This is a genomic window from Pseudoalteromonas rubra, assembly GCF_004212645.1.
GTDB lineage: Bacteria > Pseudomonadota > Gammaproteobacteria > Enterobacterales > Alteromonadaceae > Pseudoalteromonas > Pseudoalteromonas rubra_G.
Genome location: NZ_PPUZ01000081.1, coordinates 1 through 25063 on the forward strand (window position 1 = coordinate 1; position 25063 = coordinate 25063).

Annotated in this window: 23 protein-coding genes and 2 pseudogenes; 12 read left to right on the plus strand and 13 right to left on the minus strand. The window is 48.1% G+C overall.

Annotation, left to right across the window (positions count from 1 at the left end; all coding sequences use genetic code 11):
• Positions 1-92: 92 nt before the first annotated feature.
• The gene (locus C3B51_RS21075) at positions 93-1001 is read right to left on the minus strand and encodes a LysR family transcriptional regulator (protein WP_130246303.1); all 909 of its coding nucleotides are present in this window, start codon (positions 999-1001) and stop codon (positions 93-95) included.
• A 102-nt stretch (positions 1002-1103) separates the two neighbouring features.
• On the opposite strand from C3B51_RS21075, the gene C3B51_RS21080 reads away from it, so the two are divergent.
• Entirely contained in the window at positions 1104-1586 is a 483-nt protein-coding gene (locus C3B51_RS21080; RefSeq protein ID WP_046006296.1) for a GNAT family N-acetyltransferase, read from the plus strand.
• A 78-nt stretch (positions 1587-1664) separates the two neighbouring features.
• Here the strand turns inward: C3B51_RS21080 and C3B51_RS21085 are convergent, their stop codons facing one another.
• The 5 genes from C3B51_RS21085 to C3B51_RS21105 all read right to left on the minus strand — a co-directional run bounded on the left by C3B51_RS21085 (position 1665) and on the right by C3B51_RS21105 (position 4842).
• Positions 1665-2153 carry a DUF2314 domain-containing protein gene (locus C3B51_RS21085; RefSeq protein ID WP_046006297.1) on the minus strand — a complete coding sequence of 163 codons (489 nt, stop codon included), beginning with the start codon at positions 2151-2153 and terminating at the stop codon, positions 1665-1667.
• Between the two features lie 106 nt (positions 2154-2259).
• Positions 2260-3063 (minus strand): SDR family oxidoreductase, encoded by an 804-nt coding sequence (locus C3B51_RS21090; RefSeq protein WP_125719762.1) that lies wholly within the window; start codon positions 3061-3063, stop codon positions 2260-2262.
• Positions 3064-3314: 251 nt separating this feature from the next.
• Entirely contained in the window at positions 3315-3605 is a 291-nt protein-coding gene (locus tag C3B51_RS21095) for a YciI family protein (protein ID WP_130246304.1), read from the minus strand.
• 144 nt (positions 3606-3749) lie between these two features.
• Positions 3750-4115, minus strand: coding sequence for a hypothetical protein (locus C3B51_RS21100; RefSeq protein ID WP_125719766.1), 366 nt, complete (start codon positions 4113-4115; stop codon positions 3750-3752).
• Positions 4116-4269: 154 nt separating this feature from the next.
• The gene (locus tag C3B51_RS21105) at positions 4270-4842 is read right to left on the minus strand and encodes a uracil-DNA glycosylase family protein (RefSeq protein WP_130246305.1); all 573 of its coding nucleotides are present in this window, start codon (positions 4840-4842) and stop codon (positions 4270-4272) included.
• Between the two features lie 229 nt (positions 4843-5071).
• Between C3B51_RS21105 and C3B51_RS21110 the strand changes: the two genes are divergently transcribed.
• The 6 genes from C3B51_RS21110 to C3B51_RS21135 all read left to right on the plus strand — a co-directional run bounded on the left by C3B51_RS21110 (position 5072) and on the right by C3B51_RS21135 (position 13006).
• Positions 5072-5368, plus strand: coding sequence for a hypothetical protein (locus C3B51_RS21110; protein WP_125719770.1), 297 nt, complete (start codon positions 5072-5074; stop codon positions 5366-5368).
• Between the two features lie 2 nt (positions 5369-5370).
• Entirely contained in the window at positions 5371-6942 is a 1572-nt protein-coding gene (locus tag C3B51_RS21115) for a PepSY-associated TM helix domain-containing protein (protein ID WP_130246306.1), read from the plus strand.
• A complete protein-coding gene (locus C3B51_RS21120) occupies positions 6939-7271 on the plus strand; it encodes a DUF3325 domain-containing protein (RefSeq protein WP_125719774.1) in 333 nt (110 codons plus the stop codon). Before C3B51_RS21115 ends, C3B51_RS21120 begins: the two co-directional genes overlap by 4 nt.
• Before the next feature lie 710 nt (positions 7272-7981).
• Entirely contained in the window at positions 7982-8689 is a 708-nt protein-coding gene (locus C3B51_RS21125; protein ID WP_130246307.1) for an SDR family oxidoreductase, read from the plus strand.
• 100 nt (positions 8690-8789) lie between these two features.
• Positions 8790-9881 carry an efflux RND transporter periplasmic adaptor subunit gene (locus C3B51_RS21130; protein WP_130246308.1) on the plus strand — a complete coding sequence of 364 codons (1092 nt, stop codon included), beginning with the start codon at positions 8790-8792 and terminating at the stop codon, positions 9879-9881.
• Entirely contained in the window at positions 9878-13006 is a 3129-nt protein-coding gene (locus C3B51_RS21135) for an efflux RND transporter permease subunit (RefSeq protein ID WP_125781198.1), read from the plus strand. The genes C3B51_RS21130 and C3B51_RS21135 overlap by 4 nt, the downstream gene beginning before the upstream one ends.
• 38 nt (positions 13007-13044) lie before the next feature.
• Here C3B51_RS21135 and C3B51_RS21140 read toward each other — a convergent pair whose 3' ends face one another.
• The 5 genes and pseudogenes from C3B51_RS21140 to C3B51_RS24150 all read right to left on the minus strand — a co-directional run.
• On the minus strand, positions 13045-13851 hold the full coding sequence (locus C3B51_RS21140; protein ID WP_130246309.1) for a PhzF family phenazine biosynthesis protein: 807 nt from the start codon (positions 13849-13851) through the stop codon (positions 13045-13047).
• Positions 13852-13957: 106 nt separating this feature from the next.
• Entirely contained in the window at positions 13958-14347 is a 390-nt protein-coding gene (locus C3B51_RS21145; RefSeq protein WP_046006308.1) for a disulfide bond formation protein B, read from the minus strand.
• Positions 14348-14524: 177 nt separating this feature from the next.
• Positions 14525-15127, minus strand: coding sequence for a hypothetical protein (locus C3B51_RS21150; RefSeq protein ID WP_130246310.1), 603 nt, complete (start codon positions 15125-15127; stop codon positions 14525-14527).
• Between the two features lie 116 nt (positions 15128-15243).
• Positions 15244-15399: pseudogene (locus C3B51_RS24010) on the minus strand (VOC family protein); the annotation flags it as partial.
• Positions 15400-15408: 9 nt separating this feature from the next.
• Positions 15409-15510 (minus strand): annotated as a pseudogene (locus C3B51_RS24150) (GNAT family N-acetyltransferase); the annotation flags it as partial.
• 241 nt (positions 15511-15751) lie between these two features.
• Between C3B51_RS24150 and C3B51_RS21160 the strand changes: the two are divergent.
• The 3 genes from C3B51_RS21160 (at position 15752) to C3B51_RS21170 (ending at position 18529) form a co-directional block, all read left to right on the plus strand.
• Complete coding sequence (locus tag C3B51_RS21160; protein WP_165389216.1) at positions 15752-16975, plus strand: amidohydrolase family protein; 1224 nt, start codon at positions 15752-15754, stop codon at positions 16973-16975.
• Between the two features lie 163 nt (positions 16976-17138).
• Positions 17139-17939 carry a hypothetical protein gene (locus C3B51_RS21165; RefSeq protein ID WP_125719790.1) on the plus strand — a complete coding sequence of 267 codons (801 nt, stop codon included), beginning with the start codon at positions 17139-17141 and terminating at the stop codon, positions 17937-17939.
• A 110-nt stretch (positions 17940-18049) separates the two neighbouring features.
• The gene (locus tag C3B51_RS21170) at positions 18050-18529 is read left to right on the plus strand and encodes a hypothetical protein (RefSeq protein WP_130246312.1); all 480 of its coding nucleotides are present in this window, start codon (positions 18050-18052) and stop codon (positions 18527-18529) included.
• Between the two features lie 20 nt (positions 18530-18549).
• On the opposite strand, the gene C3B51_RS21175 is transcribed toward C3B51_RS21170, so the two are convergent.
• Positions 18550-19407 (minus strand): LysR family transcriptional regulator, encoded by an 858-nt coding sequence (locus tag C3B51_RS21175; protein WP_125719794.1) that lies wholly within the window; start codon positions 19405-19407, stop codon positions 18550-18552.
• Positions 19408-19594: 187 nt separating this feature from the next.
• Here C3B51_RS21175 and C3B51_RS21180 point away from each other — a divergent pair, with 187 nt between their 5' ends.
• Entirely contained in the window at positions 19595-21715 is a 2121-nt protein-coding gene (locus tag C3B51_RS21180; protein WP_130246313.1) for a TonB-dependent receptor, read from the plus strand.
• A gap of 60 nt (positions 21716-21775) precedes the next feature.
• Here the strand turns inward: C3B51_RS21180 and C3B51_RS21185 are convergent, their stop codons facing one another.
• Entirely contained in the window at positions 21776-22240 is a 465-nt protein-coding gene (locus tag C3B51_RS21185; protein ID WP_240701942.1) for a nuclear transport factor 2 family protein, read from the minus strand.
• A gap of 614 nt (positions 22241-22854) precedes the next feature.
• Between C3B51_RS21185 and C3B51_RS21190 the strand changes: the two genes are divergently transcribed.
• Complete coding sequence (locus C3B51_RS21190) at positions 22855-25059, plus strand: phosphoribosyltransferase (RefSeq protein WP_130246314.1); 2205 nt, start codon at positions 22855-22857, stop codon at positions 25057-25059.
• Positions 25060-25063 lie beyond the last annotated feature (4 nt).

Here is a 25063-nt window from a genome sequence, read left to right on the forward strand (position 1 = left end):
TTGCTGTTTAGTTGTTCTAAATGAGAGATTTTTAACGCTGTTAGCGTCATATTTGCTCCTTCAAATTGAACAGGTATTGAGTGAAATTGGTATTAATCGTCAAGCTGATGGAAATCTCTGAACTGAGCAACAAACCAACCAATCTTAGGATCGTTCTTGCGCGTCCGATGCCAGTATAGTTTAAGCTGATAATTAGGTACCGAAAGCGGTGGCGGCTGTAACTGAAGGTTTAACCTGTCACACACCTGCAGGGCATAATGCCTGGGCATGGTCAGCAACATATTGCTCTGTGGTAATAGCGTTGGCGCTACCAGCACATGTGGAGTGGCCACAGCAATGGTTCTGACCTTTTTGAGCTTGGCTAAGGCTTTATCAACGACCCCCCGACGCTCATTCCATGGGGCTATCAAAATATGAGAATAAGCCACAAAAGTGCTCAATGTGAGCTCTTGTCTACATGGATGAGACTGGCAGCGGGCAGTCACGTAAGCATCCTCAAACCAGTTGAGCTGCATCAGGCCTTCTGAAAACTCCTGTTGATGGGCAAAGCCACACACCAGATCCAAGCTACCATCTTCAAGTGCCTGCTCTGCAATGCGCTCCTCCAATTGAACAAAGCGGACATGCAGATTTTTGTACTTGCCAATAAGTTGGCTGATAAAAGGCCGTAGGCACCAGGCGGTATAATCCGTTGTGGCTATCGTCAGAGTCTGTGGTTCACTCGGATCGAAAGGCCTGGCTTCTTGCAACCCACGTTCCAGCATCTGCAATGCAGGTAGCACAGTTTGCGCGAGTCGATGCGCATGTGCTGTCGCCAGCATTCGATTGTTGACCCGCACAAACAACTCATCACCCAGACGTTCCCGCAGCCGGGTCAGTGCATGACTACAGGCAGACTGGCTCAGGTTAAGCTGCTCGGCGGTCTGTGTCACCGAGCTATTCTCATACAAAGCCGCGAACAGTTTTAACAGGTTAAGATCCAGATTTGGTAGTTTACTCATTAATTTTATGCATTTAGTAAGTGCATTCTATGCACTTTATTCATTAATAAAATGAGCTTACACTGGGTAACAAACATGTCAACTTTAGGAATTAAATTGTCGATGAGTATTACCATACGTCACGCTCAGAAGAGCGATGCAGCCACTATATTGCATTTTATCAATGAGCTAGCAGTCTATGAAAAAGAACCAGATGCTGTGCTTAATACCGTTTCTGACATCGAACAAAAACTGTTTGGCGATGATGTACGCGCTCACGCCCTGATCTGCGAGCAAGATGGCGAGGCCATTGGTTTTGCCGTGTATTTCTTTAATTATTCTACCTGGCTTGGCAAATATGGCCTGTATCTGGAAGATTTGTATGTTGCCCAGGATCAGCGCGGGCAGGGTGCAGGAAAAGCGCTAATGAAATTTCTTGCTCAGCTGGCCATTGAAAAAGACTGTGGTCGCTTTGAATGGGTGGTGCTCGACTGGAACAAACCCGCAATCGATTTTTACAACAGCATAGGTGCAAAACCACAGGACGAGTGGATCATCTATCGCCTGACAGGTGATGAACTCAGGGCGTTTGCCAAGCAGCCTTAGTCACTTCGGCTGTGCAGATAAGCAAAATAAACTTGGCTCTGCCATCACTATCTGAAGTGTAAAACCAAGCTCGCTTAGTTAAACATACTTGCCCTGCATTTCTTGTAATTCGCGGGGCAGTTCTACGCCCTCACGTTCAGCAATGGCAAACATGGCACGCTGGGTGAAGCCGCCGTAAATGTTGCCGTCCTTATCCGTGATCTGCCAATCTTCAATGTCATCGAATTGGCAGGTGTAGTTGTGCGCCAGCTTGCCCTGATGTGTCACAGGTGGGGTCACCAAAAAGACGCTGAGTTCATCGCCTTTGATCCCCTCAACGTGCGCGCCAAGATGCTCTGACACGCCGCAGTCGCTTTCAAAGTAGAGTTTTACGAAGGCATCTTTGGGAAACTGACGATACAGGGATTTGAATTCATCTAATGACGCTTTAGCATCTGCTACAGCCTGGAGCAGCAAGGGATCATTGGGATCGGTTTCCAGTGCGGGATAATCCTCAGAACTCGAGCTATAGCGATTGTGTAACCAAAAGGCCAGCACAATAAAAACAACAATTAAACCCCAATACATAGGCTCAAACTCCTTGTGATTGCAACATCTGCTGGTTTGAGCTTAGCAAACTAATTCGCCAGACAAAAGCCGGTATCCTGAATATACCGGCCTGGTTTGACTTAGCTTAACTTGATTTAGGCGCTGCGCTGCTGCCCGCCAGTATCCCGCCATCTACGTTCAGTTCAATACCCGTTACATAGGCAGACTCATCGGAAGCCAGATATAACACGGCATAAGCGACATCACTGGCATTGCCCATGTGACCAAGCGGGATATCGGCCGCAATACCGGCAATGGCCGCTTCGCGGGCTGCGCCTTCACCTAACATGGCATCCCACATGGGCGTGAGAATGGCCCCGGGATGTACTGAGTTACATCGGATCGGGTAGTTTTGCTGCGCACAATACAAAGCAACTGATTTACTGTGATTGCGCACGGCCGCTTTACTCGCAGCGTAAGCGGCGGCTGCCGGGATCCCCACCAGCCCTGAACGAGAAGAGATATTAACAATACTGGCCGCAGCCGACGCTTTCATTAGCCGGATCCCATATTTGCAGCCTAATGCTACGCCGTCACTATTGGTGCGTTGCACAGTATGCCAGCTCTCTAAATCCAGATGTTCAGGGTCATGCGGACCGGCTGCTTCCAAAAACCCCGTTATCCCGGCGTTGTTAACCAAAATATCAAGCCGACCAAATTGCGCTTTTACAAAGGCTTCTGCCTGTTGCCAATGTGTTTCTTGCGACACATCCAGTGGATGGAAATGGGCATTTTCTCCAAGCTTGTCGCACAGCTGTGTTGCAGCTTCCGTGTTTTTATCTGTGATAATGACGGTTGCACCTTGCTCAATAAAGCAAGTTGCAACTGCGGCACCAATACCACGTGCAGCGCCTGTGATCAGGGCTATTTTGTTATTTAGTCTGGCCATAATGTTCTCCGTTTGTAGCAATCCGATGGATTGCGGCAAATTGGTATTAAGACAAAGTAACCAAAGCGCAGTCAAAATAAGAATGGCAGAACAAGCCATAGCGATATCATGCAAAGCAGTAAAAGGAATGTAAGCTGAATTGATATCAAAGCATCAAAACTGGCGCGTGGCCACTTTGCTATACCACCGTCAATGCGCGCTCTAATGAACGCCCAATTATAGGTTTTGTTCAGCAATACATCATTGCTGATTCAAAGGGTTAGCAGTTGTGATAAACCACTGGCAGTCTTGCTTACTTCAATTTCTGTGATCTCGTAGTTCGCCAGTCCGGCGAGGTAAAAAGGGTCGTTATGTAGAATGGCTTCTAATTCAGCTTGATTTTTTGCGGTAGCGAAAATCATGCCCCCGGTTCTGGGGACCTTTCTGCCGGATGCTAAAAACACACCTTGCTGATAATACTGCTGCAAAAACTGAATGTGCGCAGGCAAATGTGCATCAATTTCTTCCAGCGCAACGGCGTACGTGATATTCACTACAAACACGACTTATCGCTCCTGCGATTTTGCATTATCAGCTAAAACTGTTTTAAAAACCGCCACAAGTGTATAAGCCCACGCTTACTTTGTAAACTCGCAAACGGCATTGATCATCGTAGTGCGATATTATTGTATGCGTTACCGTATACGTTACCGTACGCGTTTAACCTTGGGAGCCATATTCATCAAAAAGCTGTCTTTGTTGACCAAAAAGCCACAAATACTGCTGATAACAATAAAGATACCGTACATAGAACCGATATACACCCAGTCATTATTCTCGGCCAATAACATCACGCACGTGCCGTCATTAACAAAAAACACGTTTAACACAGAAAAGACAAATACGCTGCGATAGTAAATCAAATTGCCGGTATGGCTGGCGAAAGAGGAGAGAAGCAGTGCGAATAGAGCAAGGTAGAATCCGATAACGGACAGTGCGCCAGTTTGATAGCTTGGGTAGAGCGCCAGCAAAGAAACAACGATAGCTGACCAACCCGAAATTCGATATAACATGTTCAAATCCTTTGAATGTAATTGTTAAAATTTGTAATTCTAACTCACGCCAAATTATGAGCTATACAGTACCAAATAGCAACCCATATGAGTTAATTCATTTTCTAAAAGTTTACATTTGCGACCCGAGCAGCCTGTAAACACTGGGTTTAGCCTATTCGAGATATCCTAAAACATCCCGAACTCTGGCCCTTAATGCGGGTAACACTTCGGCCTCAAACCAGGGCCGTTTTCGTACCCATAATTGGTTACGCGGACTGGGGTGGGGCAATGCGATTTGCCCGGGTAAACCCGCTTTCCAGTCGGTCACCGCCTGCGACACACTCACAAAATCGGCCAAATGATAGCTTTGCGCATATTGGCCAATCAAAATGGTCAATTCAATTTGATCAAATGCCGCCAGCAGCGGTGCACGCCATGTCTGAGCACAGATTTTAGGGGGCGGTAAATCGCCAGATTTTCCCTTACCCGGGTAGCAAAAAGCCATAGGAACAATGGCAAACAAGGCCGGATCGTAAAACTGATCCTCAGTCACGCCTAACCACTCTCTGAGTCGTCTGCCGCTGGCATCATTAAATGGTATACCCGTTTTTTGTACGCTCAGGCTGGGTGCCTGTCCGGCGATCAGAATTTTTGCTGTGGGTAGCCCCTGGATCACGGGCCTGGGCTCAAAAGGTAGGTTCCCCCGGCACACAGTACATTGCCGCACACGCTCAATAATATCCAAGACTATTTCCTCGCAACCTCACAGGACCTTGCCAGTATATCAGGCTGCACTCGAATAAAAGAGGGCCAAAGTAAGTTCATAAAGTATTCAGGGCTCAATCCGAGCGGAATTTGATATTCCTTTTGGCATTATTATTTGTATATTTAACGCATTTGCTAATGATAATTACTGTTATTTATAGCGCGATTCAGTGATAATTCGCCTCCCTATTTTTGATCAAAGAACAAGTATGCCGCTATCGTCTTACTTTGCTTACTTTACAGCTTACCGACTGAATGTCGTTGCCCGGTTTGCAATGGCTATTTTCGGAGGGTATGCACTCACTGCGCTATCTATCAGCCTGATGAGCTTGCTGCTTCCTGTTTCCAAAGTTGATGCTGTGTTATTCAGTGTGTGCCTGAGTGTGCTCATTCACTGCCTTATATTTATCGCCGTATTTGCAATAAAGTCCCTTCGCTTCCTCTGCGGCGGATTACTGCTGCTTGCTACATTGCAATTTATGCTGCTCCTGATTTTAAGAGGATAACAATGAAAGACAGTTTTTTCCGTTCCATGACCTGGCTACACACTTGGGTTGGGCTGTTGTTTTGCTGGTTGTTATGGCTAGTCTTCTTTGCCGGAACACTGAGCTTTTTCCGCCAGGAAATTACTCTATGGAGCAAACCTGAATTGCATCAACACAGCATGACGGTGCAAAGCTCACAACAAGACTTGCTCGATTATGGCTTTAACCGCTTAAAAACTGAGGCGCCAGATGCTGCACGGTGGTGGATCAGTTTGCCGTCCGAGCGCAATCCTCTGCTGCGTGTTTCGCATCTGCCCTATGCCCAGCCAGGAGAAAAAGCCAGCTGGGTGAATCATAATCTGGCCGCCGACAGCAAAGCTCCCATAACAACGAGGGAAACCAAAGGAGGCAGTTTCTTTTACCGGCTGCACTTTGATCTGCACTATATAGACCGCACAACCGCGCGCTGGATAGTCTGTCTGGCGAGCCTGTTTATGCTGGTTGCGCTGATCTCCGGCATCGTGATCCACAAACGCATTTTTAAGGATATGTTCCAGTTCAGAACTGGCAAAGGCAGCCGCAGCTGGCTGGACGGCCATAACCTGAGCTCAGTACTGGCCTTACCGTTTCACCTGATGATCACCTATACCGGTTTGATCACACTGATATTCACGCTTTTTCCCTACCCGGCACAAACTGTCTATGAAGGTGGAGTAAAGGAATTCAGAAAAGAATTCTATCCGGAGCGGCAGCGCCCCCAGCAGAGTCATGAGACGTTGAGCACACCAGCGTTCGCGCAATCCCTGGATCACTTTTTTACTAACTGGCCAGAGCAACCCATTTCGCGCATCATCATAGATCATCCCCAGGATGCAGCGGCGGTAATGAAAATCTACGGTGCTAACCGCAGTGAGATTAAAGACGAGCAGGCCGTGTGGCTCTACTCTGGTAAAACGGGCGAGCTGCTGAACACAGTGCACCTGGAAGACAGCGCTGCGGCGCAATTGTATGGCGGCATGATTGCCATGCATACCGGCCGCCTGGCCTCTGTGGGCTTACGCTGGCTATACTTCCTCTGTGGTCTGGCGGGCTGCGCTATGATAGCCACAGGTTGCGTAATGTGGGCCAAACGGATCCGCGAGCGTCAAAAGCCCACTCAGTCAGCCAGTTTTGGCCTTAAGCTGGTCGAGTCTCTTAATCTAGCTGCCATCATGGGACTGCCGCTGGCTACCGCGGCTTTCTTTTATGCCAATCGACTACTGCCCGTCGGTCACAGCGGCCGTGCCGATCAGGAAGTACTGGCGTTTTTCCTGACCTGGGCCGCTACCGCCCTGTTCGCCGCCAAATGGCGCAGCCAGCAAGGCTGGCGCACCCTGGCACTGGTCAATGCACTGGCCTGGCTGCTGTTGCCGCTGTGTAATGCGCTGACCACACAAGGCAACTTGATCAGTTACGCAAGCAAAGGTCAGTGGGCCTTGTTCATGTTCGATATACTCGCTTTGTTGGCCGCAGCCGTGTTCTTTTGGCAAAGCAACAAGCTTCAGCCTGCACAGCAAACCGGACCACAGCGCGCACGCACGGAGCGTGCAGCATGATGTATCTGATTGCGACCTTGCTGTGCCTGGGCAGCTTTACGGCGTTCGCGCTGGCTAAAACGCCACACTACAAGGCGGTGTTTGGTACCCGGCCTGATCAGACACTTAGTCAGCGCTATCTGATCACAGCCTGGATCATGCTTTTACTAACCCTTGGGCTGAATATCAGCCAGGCTGTTGGCTATGGCAGCCTGATGTTCTGCGGCCAGATGGCACTTGCAGTGCTGCTACTGGCGGTGATGCTCGCTTTGCGGCCACGCTGGGTGAGATCATTATTTTACCTACTTCCTGCAGCAACGCTACTTGCAATAGTATTATCCACCCTGTAAACGCACTGACTATAAAATGGGGCTGATTTAATTTCAGCCTCACTTTTATATTTAATATCATAAACTTACCATTAATCACCCACTATTCCCTGAGCTCCGACAGAGCAAAAAATTACCAAGTTGCTTATAAATCCCCCCGTGTTTTCGGCCTATTTTACACTCAGATAAACCCATCCCTTAGTAAAAAACCCGATCTGAGCCGCACTGTACCTTGCTCAAGTTAGTAAAATGATGATCTCATAGGGGTGAAAAGCCATATCAGTTGGTAAAAACACGATCTGAGCATAGCTAGAGTTAGTAAATTGCTGATCTCTGTTTCGATCCTTCTGACAATCTAGTTAGTAAAAATATGATCTAACCTTCCCAGTGGCACTATCCACCAGTTATTTTTGCGCGCAAAACCTGGCCACAACCGTCAAAAATGGCGGTCTTTTCGCCAAAGTCTGCCATCACCCCCTTATAGTTAGTAAAAGTATGATCTAAGTGGGGTTCAGTTAGTAATACCTTGATCTGGATGATGATACAGTTAGTTAATGCGCGATCCGAAATCTCATTAAGTTAGTAAAATAGCGATCTGTTACGTTTCGGGGACTATTCGATGATGCCGCAGCGCCAAGTTAGTAAAAACCCGATCTCATCCGGCAGATCCAATTGCCCGGATGACCCGTTTAACAAAAGAATGAAAGCACAACCACAGCAGAGGAAAGCAGGTGATCATTTTAATTGTAGGCGGCTCAGGCGGCATCGGACAGGCACTTGTAAAGCGTTTTGCCAGTGAACAACCCAAGGCCCAAATTTACGCAACATATCGCACCACAAAGCCCAACATTGAGCTCGACCATGTCCACTGGGTGCAGATTGACGCAAGCCGGGAAGATGATGTTCGCGCTTTAGCAAAACAACTGCCAAATATCGATATGCTGATCAATGCAACAGGGCTGCTGCATACCCCAGACAAACTGCCGGAAAAATCCATTCAGGAATTTGATCCCGACTTTTTTAACGAAAACCTCAAAGCCAACACCCTGCCAACACTGTTGCTGGCTAAACACTTTGCCAAAGCACTCAAGGCCAAACAGACGACTTATTTTGTTGCCCTGTCTGCACGTATTGGCAGTATTTCTGATAACCAGCTGGGTGGGTGGATAAGCTACCGTAGTGCAAAAGCCGCACTCAATATGGCGCTCAAAACCATCAGTATTGAATGGCGCTACAAATTGCCAAACTGCTGTGTACTGGCGTTTCATCCGGGCACCACAGACACCGCCTTGTCTGTGCCGTTTCAAAAAAACGTGCCGCCCGGCAAACTATTTACTGCCGATTTTGTGGCACAGAGCCTGATTGACCTGATCCAGAGTAAACAGGCATCAGATAGCGGCGGATTCTATAGTTATGATGGTTCAGCGATCACCTGGTAAACCATAAATAGCAAAAAACGCATGTTTAATCGCAAATCGCATGCTTGATGGTCAAAAGATCCATAGAATTAAATGAAAACTATTATCATTAGAGGCTCATATGCAGATTACCGCACGCGTTATCGCAAGCGTTATGCTGATCACCACCGTGTTGTTTTATAGCAACACGGGCACAGCACAAACCACACAAGTTGAGGTTTACACCCCCAGTGCGACAAAGCAACCCAGGGTGATGACACTCAGCGGCTCAGTAGAGGCCAGGCACCATGCACAGCTGGCCAGTCAGGAGTCGGGTCTGGTGCAAACTCTACTTGTTGATGCCGGTGATACCGTCAACAAAGGGGCGCCTTTACTCAAACTCGACGCCACACTGGCCGAATTAAATCTGGCCCAGGCCAGAGCCGGTGCTCAGGCGGCAAAAATCTCGGTTGATGAAGCCCAGCGACTGTTAGATGAGGTGGAAGCCCTGTCTAAAAAGCAGAGCGTGGCGCAAACGCTGATTGGTGAGCGCACCGCAGCGCTGGCCAATGCCAAAGCTGAACTGATAAAACAACGCGCTCTGGTCGCTTTAGCCCAGGAAAAACTCAATCGTCACACACTGTATGCCCCCTTTACAGGCGTCATCGGGCAACGCACTGTGGACATGGGCGAGTGGGTCACACCGGGCAATTCACTCTTTACCCTGGTTGCTGAGTCGGACTTGCGGATTGTGGTCAATGTGCCGCAGGAGTACTTCCCTCTGTTGCGCTCAACGCCCAACCTGCCTGTTATGGTTACGCCCGATATCAATGCAGCTAAGCCCATCAAGGCACAGATCAGTCGCATCGTTGCTGTGACCGACCCGTCCAGCCGCACCTTTACCGCTCATATAGATTTTACCGATTCCATGGCGGTGCATGCGCAATTTACTCCAGGTATGTCGGCCCAGGCCGATCTGCTGTTGAGCGCACAAGATGGGGCTGTGTGGATCCCTAAAAAGGCAGTTAAACAGCACCCGGACGGTGGTAGCAGCGTATTTATTGCCGATAACAACACAGCCAAACGTATGATGGTAACCGTCACTGCTACACGACCAGACTATGTTGCCGTGACCGGCCTGACAGGAAATGAGCCGGTGATCACCACCGGTATTGAGCTGTTAAAGGAAGGCACACAACTTCAGATAAGCGCCAGGGCAGGTAACTTACAATGATAGAATCAGCGGTAAAACGCGGCACCTTAGTGGCCGTGGTGGTGCTGATCACCACCATTTTGGGCCTGGTATCAGCGCTGAACATTCCCGTACAGATGATCCCGGACCTGGAAGTCAGAACCATTACGGTGCAAACCGGCTGGCCCGGTGCCACCCCACAGGATGTAGAAAAAGAGATCCTGATTGAACAGGAGCGCTACCTGCGCAGTTTGCCAAACCTGCAACGTATGATCTCATTTGCCGAAATGGGCGAGGCCACCATAGAGCTGGAGTTCCCCTTCGGCGTTGAGGTCAACGACGCCCTGATCCGGGTCAACAATGCGCTCAGTCAGGTGCCCGCTTATCCGGAAAACGTCGACCAGCCGCGGCTGTTTTCCAGCTCATTCTCCAGCAACGCTTTTATGTTTTTCCTGCTAAAACCCCAGCCGGGTAACCCATTACAACTGGACATGGACTTGCTGCGAGATTATGCCGAAGATTATATTCGCCCTCGTATGGAGAGCGTCTCCGGAGTCTCTGAGGTGGGCATTGGCGGTGGTGCACAACGGCAGATCCAAATCAAGGTCGATGCCGCACGCCTCGCCCAGCGAGGCATTAGCCTGAGCGATGTCAGAACTGTGATCCGCGACCGTAACCGTGATACCTCAGGGGGTGATATCGAAAGTGGTGAAAGCCGCTACCTGTTGCGTGTGATTGGCCGTTTTGAGCAACTCAACGAACTGGAAAACCTCATCATCAAGCGTGATGGCAACGCCAATGTTCTGCTCAAAGATGTGGCCAGCGTCACTCTGGATCACTTCGAAACACGCGGCGTGTCTTATTCAAACGGGGAGCGCACTTTACGCCTGTCGGTACGTCGCGAAAGCGGCTCAAATGTACTCGATATCAAAGAACAAATGCTGCCTGTGGTTGAAGAAATTAATCAACAATTACTGGCACAAAACGGCCTGGAGCTGACCCTGCTCAGCGACGATGTGCGCTATGTAAAAAGCTCGCTAGAGAACGTCTGGACCAACCTGGCGCTGGGCGCACTGCTGGCCACTTTGGTCATGTATTTCTTCCTGCGCTCAGGCCGTGCGACCCTGGTTGGCGTGATGGGGATCCCGTTATGTACCATAGCCGCATTCTTTGCGCTGATGAGCTTTGGCCGCACCATCAATGTGATCTCGCTGGCAGGGGTTGCCTTTGCCATCGGCATGACAGTGGATAACACCATAGTGGTACTGGAGTCTATTGTTCAGGCCAAACGTGAAGGAGTCAGCCGACGCTTAGCCGCCATCAATGGCGTAAAGGAAGTCTGGCCCGCAGTACTGGCATCAACCGCCACCACAGTCCTGGTGTTCGCCCCGATTTTATTTGTGCAGCAGGAAGCCGGCCAGCTCTACTCAGATATTGCCATTGCCATTTCTGGTGCCATCATCGCCTCTATGCTTGTGGCCATTTTTGTCGTGCCCGTAGCGCTGGCTAATTTCGGCAAAAAACAGGATCTGGAAGAAAAGCGTCAAGTGGAACTAGGCACTTACTGGCTGAAGTTATCACAGCTGTTTACCCGCACCACCACTCAGGCACGCATTGCCAGTGCCGCGTTTATTGTGGTTATTATGGGCCTGGCTGCGACGTTAATGCCTGCCGCCGAATACCTGCCGGAAGGGGAGGAACCCAAAGCCTTCTCTATGATGATAGCGCCGCCCAATTATAACTTGACCGAAATGGAGAAGATTGGCACCGAGTTGCGCGCCTATTTTGATGGTTATGTACAGGCCGACAACAGCGACTTTTTAGCTGGTAAAACGGATATGCCACCGCTGGAATACTATGCCATGTCGGTGTCGGTTGGGCGGATCTGGTTCTTAAGTGCCCCGGTCGAGCCGGAGCATATTAATCAGATGATGAATGCCATCACAGACAAGTTCAGAAGCTATGAAGGTATGCGTGCATTCTCTGCGCGTGGTTCAATTATTTCCAGCAACGATGGCGGAACACGTGCCGTGGCGGTCGATATTGCCGGTGCGAATATCACCGATCTGTACAGTGCGGCGGAAGCTGTGTATGCAGAGGCTGATAAGCTTTTTGATAAGCCCCAGATCAACTCAGACCCCAGATCGCTGACACTCGACCAGCCACTGATTGAGATCCAGCCTCGCTGGGCACGACTGGCAGAGCTTAACCTCGACAACCGGGATTTCGGTTACGCGGTGGCTGCTATGAGTGATGGCGCGTACGTAGACGAGTTTATCCTGAACGATGACAAAATCGACATGTTCCTGTTCAGTGGCGCAGGCAATCGCCAGACCATAGAGCAGCTGTCTACCACGCCTATCATCACGCCTAACGGGCAAATACTGCCGCTCAATGCGCTGGCCGATCTGGTTGAAAGTAAAAACAGTAACTCAGTGCGCCGCGTTGATGGTAACCGAACGGTTACTGTTTATATCATTCCGCCCAGAGACGTTGCACTGGAAACGGCCGAGCAGATAGTCCGTCAGCAGCTGTTACCTAATCTCTGGCAGCAAGGCAAAATTGCCCAGGGCATTAAGGTCAACATCAGTGGCGCGGCAGATCAGCTGGAGGCCACTAAGTCGTCGCTGTCTGGCAACTTTGTGATAGCACTGGTGCTGAGCTACCTGCTGTTGGTGGCGATTTTTACCCACTGGCGTTACCCGTTGTTTATTCTGGCAACCGTGCCGCTGGGTATGGCCGGTGGTTTGCTAGGGCTGGTGACCGTGAATGGCATCAACAGTGCCTTATCGGCAATGGGGCTCAGTGCCTTCCATCAGCCGTTTGACATGATCACTATGCTGGGCTTTTTGATCCTACTGGGTACTGTGGTTAATAACCCAATCCTGATTGTGGATCAGACTCGCCGTTACGTGATGGAGCAGGGGTTAAAGGTCAAAGAAGCCGTTCAGCAGGCTGTGGCAAAACGCCTACGACCAATACTGATGTCAACCACCACCACCATTTTTGGTCTGGCGCCTCTGGTGCTGATCCCCGGAGAGGGCACAGAATTGTACCGTGGGGTAGGTATTATCGTACTCAGCGGTATTCTGGTTTCAACGCTGCTCAGCCTGACCTTTTTACCGGCATTGCTGGTCGCTGTTATTAAGGATGAAAAACCGGCTTAAAAACAACAAAGCCCGAAGCGCGACGTTTCGGGCTTTGCTTAATCCGCGATAAAAATCGTACCCTGCAAATACAACACACCAAACCCGGAAACCAGCACTCGCTCTTCCCCCACCTGACAATGCAACACCCCACCGCGCTGCGACGCCTGGTAGGCCACCAGTTCATTGCGACCGAGGCGCTCAGCCCAGTAAGGAGTCAATCCAGCGTGAATGGAACCGGTTACCGGATCTTCATCGCCGCCGTTGGCTGGCCAGAAATAGCGGGAAATGAAATCGTATTGTTCTGAAGGCGCGGTTACCACCACGTCAAACGGGGCGAGTTGTTTAAGTACATCGCTGTGGTAAGTCAGCTGTTCAACCACCGCCGCGTTATCAAACACCGCAAAGTAAGCTTGTCGATTCTTGAGCACCTGTACAGGCTGCTCAGACAACCCCTGCAGTAAAGCGTCGGGGACCTCGGCGATGGGCTCAGGTTTTTGATTGGGAAAACTCATCTCAATCCGCTGATCGGTCAGCTGATTAACCGTTAACCGGCCCACCTCACGAGTGACAAAGGTAATTTCTCCCTGCACGCCTAAGTGATTAAAAATCACAAACGACGCCGCGAGCGTCGCATGACCACAAAAATCAATTTCTGTCAGCGGAGAAAACCAGCGGATCTCAAAGTGGTCGCCCTGAGCGCTCTCTACCGAGCGGATAAAAGCAGTTTCGGAGAGGTTGTTTTCAGCCGCGATGTGCTGCATTGTTGCGTCTTTTGGCCATTGCGTAACCGGGACCACCGCAGCTGAATTGCCTTTAAATTGTGCCTGGGTAAAGGCATCTACAATGTACATGTCATACTGCATCGTGTCTCCTAAAAGCAAACATGCTGACACCTTAACAGCTGTGCCAGCACATTCGGTCAAATCACATTACTGCGATTCATAGTAAACACAATGACGCCAGACACAATCACTTTTCTTGCCGGGTGACTAACCAGACTAAGCCTATTATTGCCGTCATTGCCAGGCCCGACAGCAGGAAAGGGTCAATGATCAGAGTATCATTGAATGCAAACTTACCAGCCGAAATCTTTTTCCAGCCCATAAAGTGCTGATTGGCGGCCACAACTGCGCCAAAGAATCCCATGACCAGCGCGGCATACTTACCCAGCCAGTGGCGTGCCGCCCCCGAGAATAAAATCAGGCCGAGCAGGCCAATCACAGTACGCTGTACACGGCAGTACGGACAAACATAAACGGCGCCCATTAACTCCACCGTCCAGGCAAGCACAGAGACACCAATGGCGGCCAGGCCCAGCCACTTAGCGTGGCGGGTATAGGTTTCTAACTCAAATAACATCTATTTACCTTTCTTAATCAACAAGCTGCGTACACCACAATGTTTACTGGCAACAGCTCACACAACACAATTAAGATATATTATCACATATTCACAATAAGAATAAGAAAGACTATTTAGATATAAAGAGGACGGTTAGAGCGTGGCCGAGCGGCCACGTTAGAACTTGAAACAGGGCTATGGCTGACGCTTTTTCAGGGTGAGCAGAGCAACAATAAACACCAAAGCAAGCACATCGATGTGAACAGCATTCTCTGCAAGCGCGTCTGAATGCCCCGTAACGCGAACCGTCGAAGAGAGCAAAATGCCAAAAGACAGCTCGAACTCTTTTAGCCAGGTAAGGCCAATTTGGATCGCGCCCAGCCCTGTATATTTATAGTTAAATCCCCCAAAAGAGAAGCTAACAATCTGTAACCCCTGATTCAGTATGGATAGCCAGTACCACCTTACCTGCTCACTGATAGCGGTGTAACCCGCCGCCGCACTGAGCATGATAAAGGGCAGGGTAATGAGTGACCACCACGACACAAAGGGGCCAACAAACAGGCCAACCGTCATCACCAGCACAGCCAGTAACTGCATGTACCCTATAAATTTCACCCGCATTTCGGCACTATTAAATACCGAATTTTCCTGCTGTTGTTCGCACGAGCTTGTCTTTGCCTGTCGGGCACTAAGCTCTGCCATCAGGGCAGGGTAATTTTGCGAATCGGGGGTTGTTTGCAGCTTAGCTTCCTCGAGTTCTGCCAGAGTATACTGAGCGTAATCCACTTTTATCATTGTTATATGACCCCAAAAGATATGACACTGGATAAGTGCTTGAGTGTACTCTATTTAGGAAAATTCATCAGTAAGTATCTGTTGCTCACCCCGGCCTCGCCATGTGACTATGGATGCTAGCAGCCCCTGCGAGACATCAGGTGGTCATCGCTGTACTGGATAAGATCCCACAAATTTCCATACACGTCCTCAAATACGGCTACCGTGCCATAGTCTTGTGTCGCGGGTTCACGCACAAACTGAACCCCCTCGGCTTTCATCGCTTTATAGTCACCCTTAACTTATTTTTGAGACTGCAACTTCTTGGTCATACCCTGGCTCTTTGGGGCAACCAATCGGTATCCCAATTTTTCGTAAAATACCGGCTCATCGGCAATCATAGACGCACAGTAAATCACAAAATACTGTATATAAAACAGTTAAATATTCATGTTTTTCATCCACTACAAGAAAACGTGAGATAAGCGCATTATGCTGGCCCGGGAACGCGCTGACTTTGGCGTAAACCCCCTTTACAATCTGCAGCCTAGAGCTCTTTGCATTGCACTAATGTGTTTATATAGGCAAACTAAGGGCTTGAAAATAAGGCAATTTCAAAACACGCCCAGCTCAAGGAACCAGCTAATGAAAACAAAAATAACAAAGCTCTCAGCCGCACTCACCATGCTTTCGGTGGCACAGTTCAGTCCTGCGAGTGAAACGCCAGCCGCTTCACCAGACGCACTGCTGCTCACTCAGGTGCAGATTGTCGATGTCGACCAGCAAACGATCCGCCGCGGTGCGGTGCTGGTAAAAGAAGGCAAGATAGCCGCTGAATACTCTGCGCCACCAGCCAACTTTAAAGGTCAGACTCTGGATCTAAATAATCGCTGGCTCATTCCAGGGCTGATCGACATGCATGTTCATGCGTTTGGCAATCGGGCACCCCATGCCAAATCAGACTTTGCCGGTACTGAAAAAATCGCTCAACGCGTGCTGTATGCAGGTGTGACAGGTTTTGTAGACTTATTTGGCCACGAGCAAGGCCTTATAAACGCGCGGCAACAACAAAGAGCCGGCGCATTTTTAGGTGCCGATATTTACAGCAGCTTATCTTGTCTGACCGCACCAAAAGGCCACTGTACAGAGTACGGCCTGAAAACACGCACTATGTCGACCCCTGAAGAGGCAATCACTCAGGTGCAAAGCCTGGCTAAAGCCAAGCCGGACGTGATTAAAGTGGTATATCAGCCCAGTGACGATCAACCTTCCATTGATAAGGCCACCTTTGCAGCCATCGTCCAGCAAAGTAAGCAGTTGGGGATCAAGACCATTGTTCACCTTAAAACCTGGCAGGAGGTCAGAGATGCCCTCGAAGTAGGCGCCACTGCCTTTACACACATTCCCGGTACCCCCATCCCAACAGGGCTGGCAGATAAAATAGCCAATGCAAAGATGGTGGTGATCCCCACCATGACAGTTCACACCGATTTGACGGATTTTCTGTTCGACAAGACAGTGATCGCCCCAGAGCTGCTGCAAGCCATGACCACCCCAGCCATCATTGCAGGTTACCAGAGCGAAGAAACCATGAAGAAGTGGGGTGACCGGGAGGCCAAATGGCGCAAACAGGATGCGCAAAGAACCGCTAACCTGGCCGCACTGGTCAAAGCCGGTGTTACCGTTTTAGTGGGCACTGACGCCGGTAACTACGGCACTATTCAGGGTTACTCTGTGCACAGAGAAATATTGAAATTCACTCAGGCTGGCATGACAAACTGGCAAGCACTGGCCGCTGCTACCACACGCTCGGGCTCCTTTTTAGGCATTGATAACACACTGCAAACCGGTGCTCAGGCAGCTTTGTGATCCTCGATGCCTCGCCGATAGAGGATATTCAGAATACCCAAAAAATTCACGCCGTGATCCATCAAGGCAAAGTGGTGGACCGGGACCAGACTCTTAAAAACGGATTTTAATCTCGGGCGCCGCCTCCATGAAGCGGCACCTTTAATCAACAGGTACCCTTTTTATGCGTAGTACTCTTATTGGCATACTGACAGGCCTGTGTCTTTTTATTTGTGCACAGCTCTTTTACCCAAAAGAGCAGAATGACACCGAGAATATCAAAGGTGCAGATTCCATTGTCACACACGTTCAGCATCCGGACCTGAAGAATAAAATGGTCAGCACGACACACCAGCAACCCGAGCAGGTGCAGGCCAAGTCAGCTGAAACACAGTTTAAACAAGCCATGAAAATACGCCAGTGTCGCAACGTTCCGCGTAACGACCAAGCATTCAATCAATGGCTTGAAGAGGCATTATCTCGCGATGAAGTGCACGAGATAATCGAAACCATGAAAACCAGATATCAACGCTGTCTGAACAACACCAGCCGCGATGAAAACTATGTACAGAAGCTAATAAATGCAGCCAAAATGGGCTCTGATAAAGCAGCCGATACACTATGGCGACTAGCCCCGGCAGAAGTGCATCAGGCACTGAATTTCAGCACACTCACCAGAGATGAGCAGGTTGCTCGCATGAAAGCATTCACGGCACAAAAATATCAGGTGACTGAACAAGTCGCTTTGCTGGGAGGGGAGAAAGCGACCTTACAGTTGATCCGTGGCTATCAGTACCTGGACCCTGACACAGGCGGACAAAACTATATTCAGGCGCTGGCATACAGTCATTATTTTTTGCAAACCCGCCAGGACAGCGAGGTATATAGTCGCGTTGAGTGGACCAGAAACTACCTGGAACAACGCATGACGCTGGATGAAATCACGCAGGCACAGCAACTGGCCGGTGAGTTACACAATCACTAGTCACGCATGGATGCTATTGGGTTTGCCTATCACACAGATTGATAACTTCTATTTTATTAATTTGCCTCGCTTTTTTAAAGTTGGGGAGCTAACAAAACAGGAGTTATACAATGAATAGCACCATCCAACACACCCTGCGCGCTGTGTCTTTAACTACGCTGGTCGCCGCGTCTTCAGCACTCGCAGATGCAGGCGACTGGATAAAACGAAGCGGCAACTTTACAACCTTGCAAAACAACGCCAACACAGCCGAGCTTTTTGTAGTGTACCCGCAAATGCATGGTGGCAACTGTGGAATAGGCATTGCCCTCAACAGACGCAACAGCTATACCGATAATTATCAAATCCTGGCCGATAACCTGGTCGTCGATAATTACTACCCCAACACAGAAGGGTCTACGGAGCTGAGCCCGGGCACACAAACACGCGCCGGGATGACTTATACATTCGACCTGACAACTCAATACTATGGCACGGTTGTTACCATACGCACCAAAGGTGGCGAAACCTTTGGCGAACTGTTTGAAAAACTGTCAAATAACCCGGATGTACATGCCGTTGTCAGTGCCATTGACTGTGACCAAATATAACGCCACAGACAAGATAAGCGCTAATCAGATAGCAGCTGTTTAATCTCGCGATGTAACTGTGAACTGACCGCATGATTTTGCTTATCAGCCCGATAAATAAAGCACAGCTCATCCGGAACAGGCTTTATTTTTGTACTATATGTTGTCAGGGGCGCCGGTGCGCGCCTGGCAACGCGCTCAGGTAAAATCCCCAAACCCAGCCCACTGGCAACCAGGGCAGAGATCACTTCCAGGTTGTTAGACGCAATCTGATGATGAGAAAAGTCGGGCAGGGACTTAAGCAATTGCTGTGTTTGTTTGAGATTCGGGTCACAATACAAAGGCAGTGCTTCGCGCTCTGTAACATCCGTGGATTGCGCACACCAGAGTGTCACATTATCAAATAACAAACTGTGGATCACCAGCTCAGGGTGTCTGACGGGATTGATGACCAATGCAAAGTCGATTTCATTACTGATCACTTGCTCTGTCACTTTCCTTGACAAGTCATGGACCAGATTGAATATCAAACCAGGGTACTTAGTGTTTAAAGGCCCAAGTATGTGAGGCAATGTATAGAGTGCCACGGAAGGGTGGCAACCCAGAGTGAAGGTTCCGGCCATTTCACCGTTTGCCTGGTAGACGTTCGACTTCAGCTGGCTCCAGTCAGTCATAAAACGCTGTCCCTGTTCTTGCAATACTTCACCCGCTTTGGTCAATGCCACACCATTTTTGTGCCGTACCAGCAGGTCGGTACCAAAACTCTGTTCCAGTCGTTTCATCGCGGCGCTGACACTGGGCTGGGTGATCCCCAGGCGTTCAGAAGCGCGAGATAAATTTCTCGTACCGGCCACTTCGATAAAGTAGCGTATATCTTCAAAATTGGGCGTATGGGGCATAGCTCACCACCAATAAGTCATCGTCAACCCTTGAAAGTTAACACATATTTTACCAATGTACCCAAATTGATTTATTCTCTCAGCAAAGATCACGATATAAGCCACCACCGTATACCGACCGCATAATTTGTACATTTTTGCGTGGCAGGATTATCATCCTGCTTCCTGAACGAAAAAAGAGGTCTTCATGAAACCCGGTTTGACTGTTTCTGCGTTAACGTTTGCTTTGCTACAGGCGTATTCAGCACAGGTTGCTGCTGACACAGCAGGTATCGACCAGATAGAAAAAATCACGGTTACATCAACCCGTACAGCCAAAGCCAATACCGATCTGGCACTGAGTGTGGGTCAGGTATCCGAGCAAACCATTGCTGACGACAATGCGCAGCATATCTCCGAGTCATTGCAAACCATACCGGGAGTTTTGATCAATCAGCTATCGGGTGGACAAGGGCACAACGCAGCCGTGCGCATGCCGATTAACTTTGACGGCTACACCTTATATTTACAGGATAATATCCCACTGCAATCCGCCGCGTTTTATACCCATAACGCGCTGTGGTGGACCACCAGTAACATTGGTTTGTCGCGCCTTGAAGTGCTCCGTGGTGCAGGGACCAGCCTGCATGGCGCAGGCGCTGTTGCAGCCACAGTCAATGTACTGTCAAAACCGGTCAGCGCAGATAAAAACACGCTCGGCCTGACGCTGGGTGAGCATGGCTATTCAAGGATAAATGGCAGCACGACATGGCTGGATGATAACCAGGGTGGATTGCGCGTATCGGCGGCCTACCTGGATAGCGACGGCTGGCGAGACCACAACGCTGTTGAGAAAGCCGAGCTGGATGTACGCCATGAATATCAGCTGGACGACAAACAAAGCCTGACAACCTCACTGATCGCCTCATCCCTTGATCAGCAAATTCTTACCACGCTGAGCATTGAGCAGTTTGAGCAGGATCCCTCTCAGTCAGGCCTGCCCGAAGAAGTGATTAATCTGGATCCGCGCAGAACCACGGATTATATGCGACTCAGCACTGAATACCGGTATGAAGACAAAAACCTGAACGTGTCCCTCATTCCTTATGCGAGGCATCGCACATTAGAGCACCTTGCCACCTGGCAGCCCAATTTCCCGGTAGAAGAAACAGAAGTCACCACATTCGGCCTGCTGGCACTGGCCAGCTGGTCTCACCAAAACAGTGCTCAAACGACATTAGGTGTTGATCTGGAGCATACGTCCGGAGACACCTATTCGTTTCAACCCACCACCCGCATCACCACAGGGCGCGGAGCGGCGACTTACCCACAGGGGCATGTGTTCTACGACGACACCACCACCTTCAAAAGCGTATCACCTTACATCCAGCATATCGGCTATTTTAGCGATGCACTCAGCTACACGCTGGGCGCACGGTTTGACCACAGTGAATACGAGTTTGATAATGCACTGGTGAAATACAAAGACGATGGCTTTGGCAATCGCTCCATCGCCTCGCGTAAAGACACCTTTAGCCACCTCAGCCCTAAGCTGAGCCTGAACTATCTGCTTAACGCACACTCCAGTGTTTACGCACGCTTCGCCAATGCAATGCGATTACCCACGGCGCCTGAAATGTATCATCTCAAAAGTCGCCAAAGCAGTGCACAGCTGGGCAGCCTGAAAGAAGAAACGTCCGATACTTATGAGCTGGGCTACAAGGCCAATCTGGATGCGTTATCGATTGAACTGGCCTACTACCTGATGGATGTGGACGACGCCATTGTTACGGCATTTAGTGATCTGGGTGCCTCCTACCGGGTTAATGCTTCCAGTGTCAGACATAAAGGCTTTGAGCTTGGCCTGAACTACCAGTTTAACCGCGCATTTTCTGCCGCGCTGGCATACAGCCAGTCTGCTCATGAATTCCGTCATTATATTCGTGATGAAGGGCGGGTTCACCGCGAGACGGGCGAGTCGATGGAACAAGATTTGTCGGGTAACAGCCTGCATATGGCACCGGAATATGTTGCCAACTTCCGGCTCAACTACCACAGCCAGGCCATCAAGGGACTCAGGCTAACTGCGGAAGCCAAAAGCATTGGCGACTACTACCTGAGCGTTGAAAATACCGATACTTACTCGGGTTATACAGTGTTTAACCTCAAGGCCAACTACCGGCTCAATAAGCGCGTAAAACTCCACGCCCGGATAGCCAACCTCACCGACAAAACCTATGCGCTGCAAAACGAGGAGCGCTTTGGCCGAACCCGTATCCAACCTGGCATGCCGCGTACGGCGTATGTCGGGATCAGTTATGATTTTTGATTATCTGACGTAATAAACATGCAACAGGCGTATCCGTCATTCCGGATACGCCGCTTATCACTACCACAGCTCTCTGATCAGGCTAATTTTGCCATCTTTAAAACCAAATACAGCCAGCATCGGCTCTTGCTGTTGCCAGCTACCATCAGCCTGGTTAACGCCATAGGCATACTCCACAGCAATGTGGCTTTTACCCGGGATCGTACGTAGTACCCGGATCTCACGGCTGGTTGCACTATCGTAGCGGCCGCTTTCAAGGTTGCGTAAAAAAGCGCGTCGCCAGGCGGGCTTATCAAAATTAGCCTGATACTCAATATGCTCATATTTAACCTCGTCGTGCATCAGGCTAATCAGGGCATCAATATCTGCAACAGTAGAGCCTTTATACGAGACTGTATCCAGCGCATCAAAATACTGGTTTACTTTGCTCAGCTGGCAACTGGTTGTGCAGTCAGCTTTCGCCTGTGCTCCCAGAGAAATCAAGCTAAAAAAGGTATAAGGAATTGTTTTTATTGCTTTTGTCATTCCATTTCATTTCCTTCATTTACCGAGGACATCTACATCCACACAATTCTTTTAGGTGGCTAAACAGCCACTTTTTAAGGCCGCTAGCATCTGCTTTATGTAGTCAAATCAGACTTAATCACCATCGATCGATTACTCATAGCCTTCAGTTACCGCTGGGCGAGTACCATGCTGTTAAATATACCTGCAAAACAACACTTAGTCGCGCCAGATAGCCAATACTGCGCCACCAATCCCTAATCGAATCAACCAAGTCATTTTTCGTTCGCTCAAAACCACATGATAGACAAAATCAAAGAGTATACAACTGCAGACATTATCCAGATAGCCATATCCAGGATCAGCGAGATCCCGCGCCCCACGAAAAGCCACGTAGACTATTGTTATAAATACATTTTTAAATTGAGCAAAACTTGCGACGGGGTTGCTTCACCTCACTATTATCGTATCTTTTATCAAGCCTTTTCAGTTAACGAAGGCGTGCAGTTACACCATCAAAGCTTTGACAGCCAAACGTTTCACTAACGCAAAACTTGACCTTTGAGGAACCATATGGTTTATATTAAGTTTAATTTATGTTAAAAACCTCACAAGCAGGGGAATAAAAGAGTATTATGGAAAATAAAGCAGAAACGCTAGAAGAAGCATTTTCTAGTCAATTCACAGACCCATTATTTTATAAAAGAATCAAACAATTCGCAGCTCAGTTAAATGAAGCGTCCAAAGATGGTGATGTGATGATTTTAATGGCAAGGAAAGCTGTTTGCTTATACTCTATGCTTGACAAGTTGGGCTTAGTTAAGCCTAGTTGCCCTGTTACATCCTCGCGCGTATTAGACTACAACCCATCTTGGCTATCGAACAAGAGAGTGATTCTTGTCGATGATTTAATAATAAAAGGTACAACTTTACTAACAGTCACTAATCAGCTTTATCAAAAACACTGTGTTAAGTCTGTCGAAATTCATGTTGTAGCTGTAAATGAGGATACTGCTGAAGAGCGTTCAAAATTTAAGCTAGATTCAGGCACATGCCTTTTTGACGATCATGTTCACCCATCAAGAACCTCTCTTAAGAATCAGAAATGTACAATGCTCAGCTCTCAAATTGTACGTAGTTTTATCGCTTCCGCTCACCCTTATATCAGCGACTTCGCTATTAGTGAAGCATTTAAAGTTGGAGTTTCTTCACGTTCAGCCTTAGTAAAAATAGATGGATGGAAATTTATTGATACAACAGTTTATCATGTTAACAAAAATGTTTTCACCATTTCTTATATACCTGGCAAAGAGAAAAAAAAACTCATTGAGCACAAACTAGGTTTAACTATAACCCCTGATTACATGCTGAAGATTAGGCTTCACTGTAGAATTGAGGGGATGGTAATATATTGTACAGCAGTTCCTATTTTCCTATTCCCTCCAATGTATAAAAGTGATATTGAAAAGCTATTTCAAAACTTGCACTCAAGAATAAAAGATCCATGTGAGAACTTTATTAAAGGAGTCAGCTCAACGAAAGGAAAGCTTCTTATCATACAGTACATCTGCTCTTTACATCTTCTCAAGCTATTTGAAAAACAGATAAACACTGCACTTCCAGAAGATAAAGTTATCTCTATACAAAGAAACATAAATGATACAGCTTTCCTTTTTCCTCCTAGCATTTTGCAGACTATAGACTATATAGCAGAGAACGTAGATAGGCCTCTAAAAGGAAATGAAAAACATGAAAAGGTAATTCCACTCCCGTCATCTTCCATATCTTTACCGAATGGAACAGAAAGAAACCACTTATGCCAAGATAAAATAAAGTTTCTACTGCAGCAGCCCTTTGAAAACCTTTATGAAAAGTATGAAGTTGAGCTAGCAAAAAAGGTTTACCAGGAAGATGACTCAATTCTAAACCTAATGAAAGAAGATGAAACAAAGTCCACTTTAAACCGACTAAATAAAGGAATTTCATTTCCTGCACTAAAAAGCATTCTACCTAAAAACCTAGAAAATAAAGAATATTATTTCCATAAAAATGTGGATCGCATGATTGATTGTGGAATAGCCGTACCAATAACTGGAGTTCAAGAAGAAAACCAAGGAAAAAAGTATAAAAACGCAGTATACTATAGAGCATTGAGACATGGAGAAGAGGTGATTATTGGCCCAAGGGAAAGAATTCTAATTTGCACATATATTTTTATAATATCTCAAGAACTAAACAAATGGACTTATGGCAAAGTTGAGTTTCAAAAAATTCTGGTTTTACTATTTAGAGCATCGACAAAGAAGGATTTTTTAAATTTTTCAGACATTGAAGGTGAAGAAGAAGTTTCAAAATTCCACCTCTCTTTCTACCTATACGGAGCAGTTGTTTCCAATATAACCGACTTAAAAAGCAATGGTGAGAGCCTTGTAGATAAGTACTTACCAAAAGGTGGATTGAACAGTATAACAGAATACCTAGAATCCATGACCAATGGATATGTCACGATAGAAAGAAACACAATAAGAATAAATAAAAACCACTTCCCTAGAATATATAGGCAGGAGCATAAAAAACCAATTGGCGTTATGGAGAGGGTTAAAGAAGTCGCTGCAGAAAACCATCAAATAACTGAACTTGCTTATTACATAGTCAGCCTATTCCGAGCCAACTTTAAAACAGATGAATTCGTCGTTCTTTCCAGCCTTTTGACACCACATCAACGAGCACTTGCAGTATCTGCTGAACTAAGCAAACTTCAGTACAATCTCAACAGAACCGTAGACTTCCGAAGGGAAATAAGAAAACCATTGGGAGAAATATACGGCGTTGTTTCCTAAATCA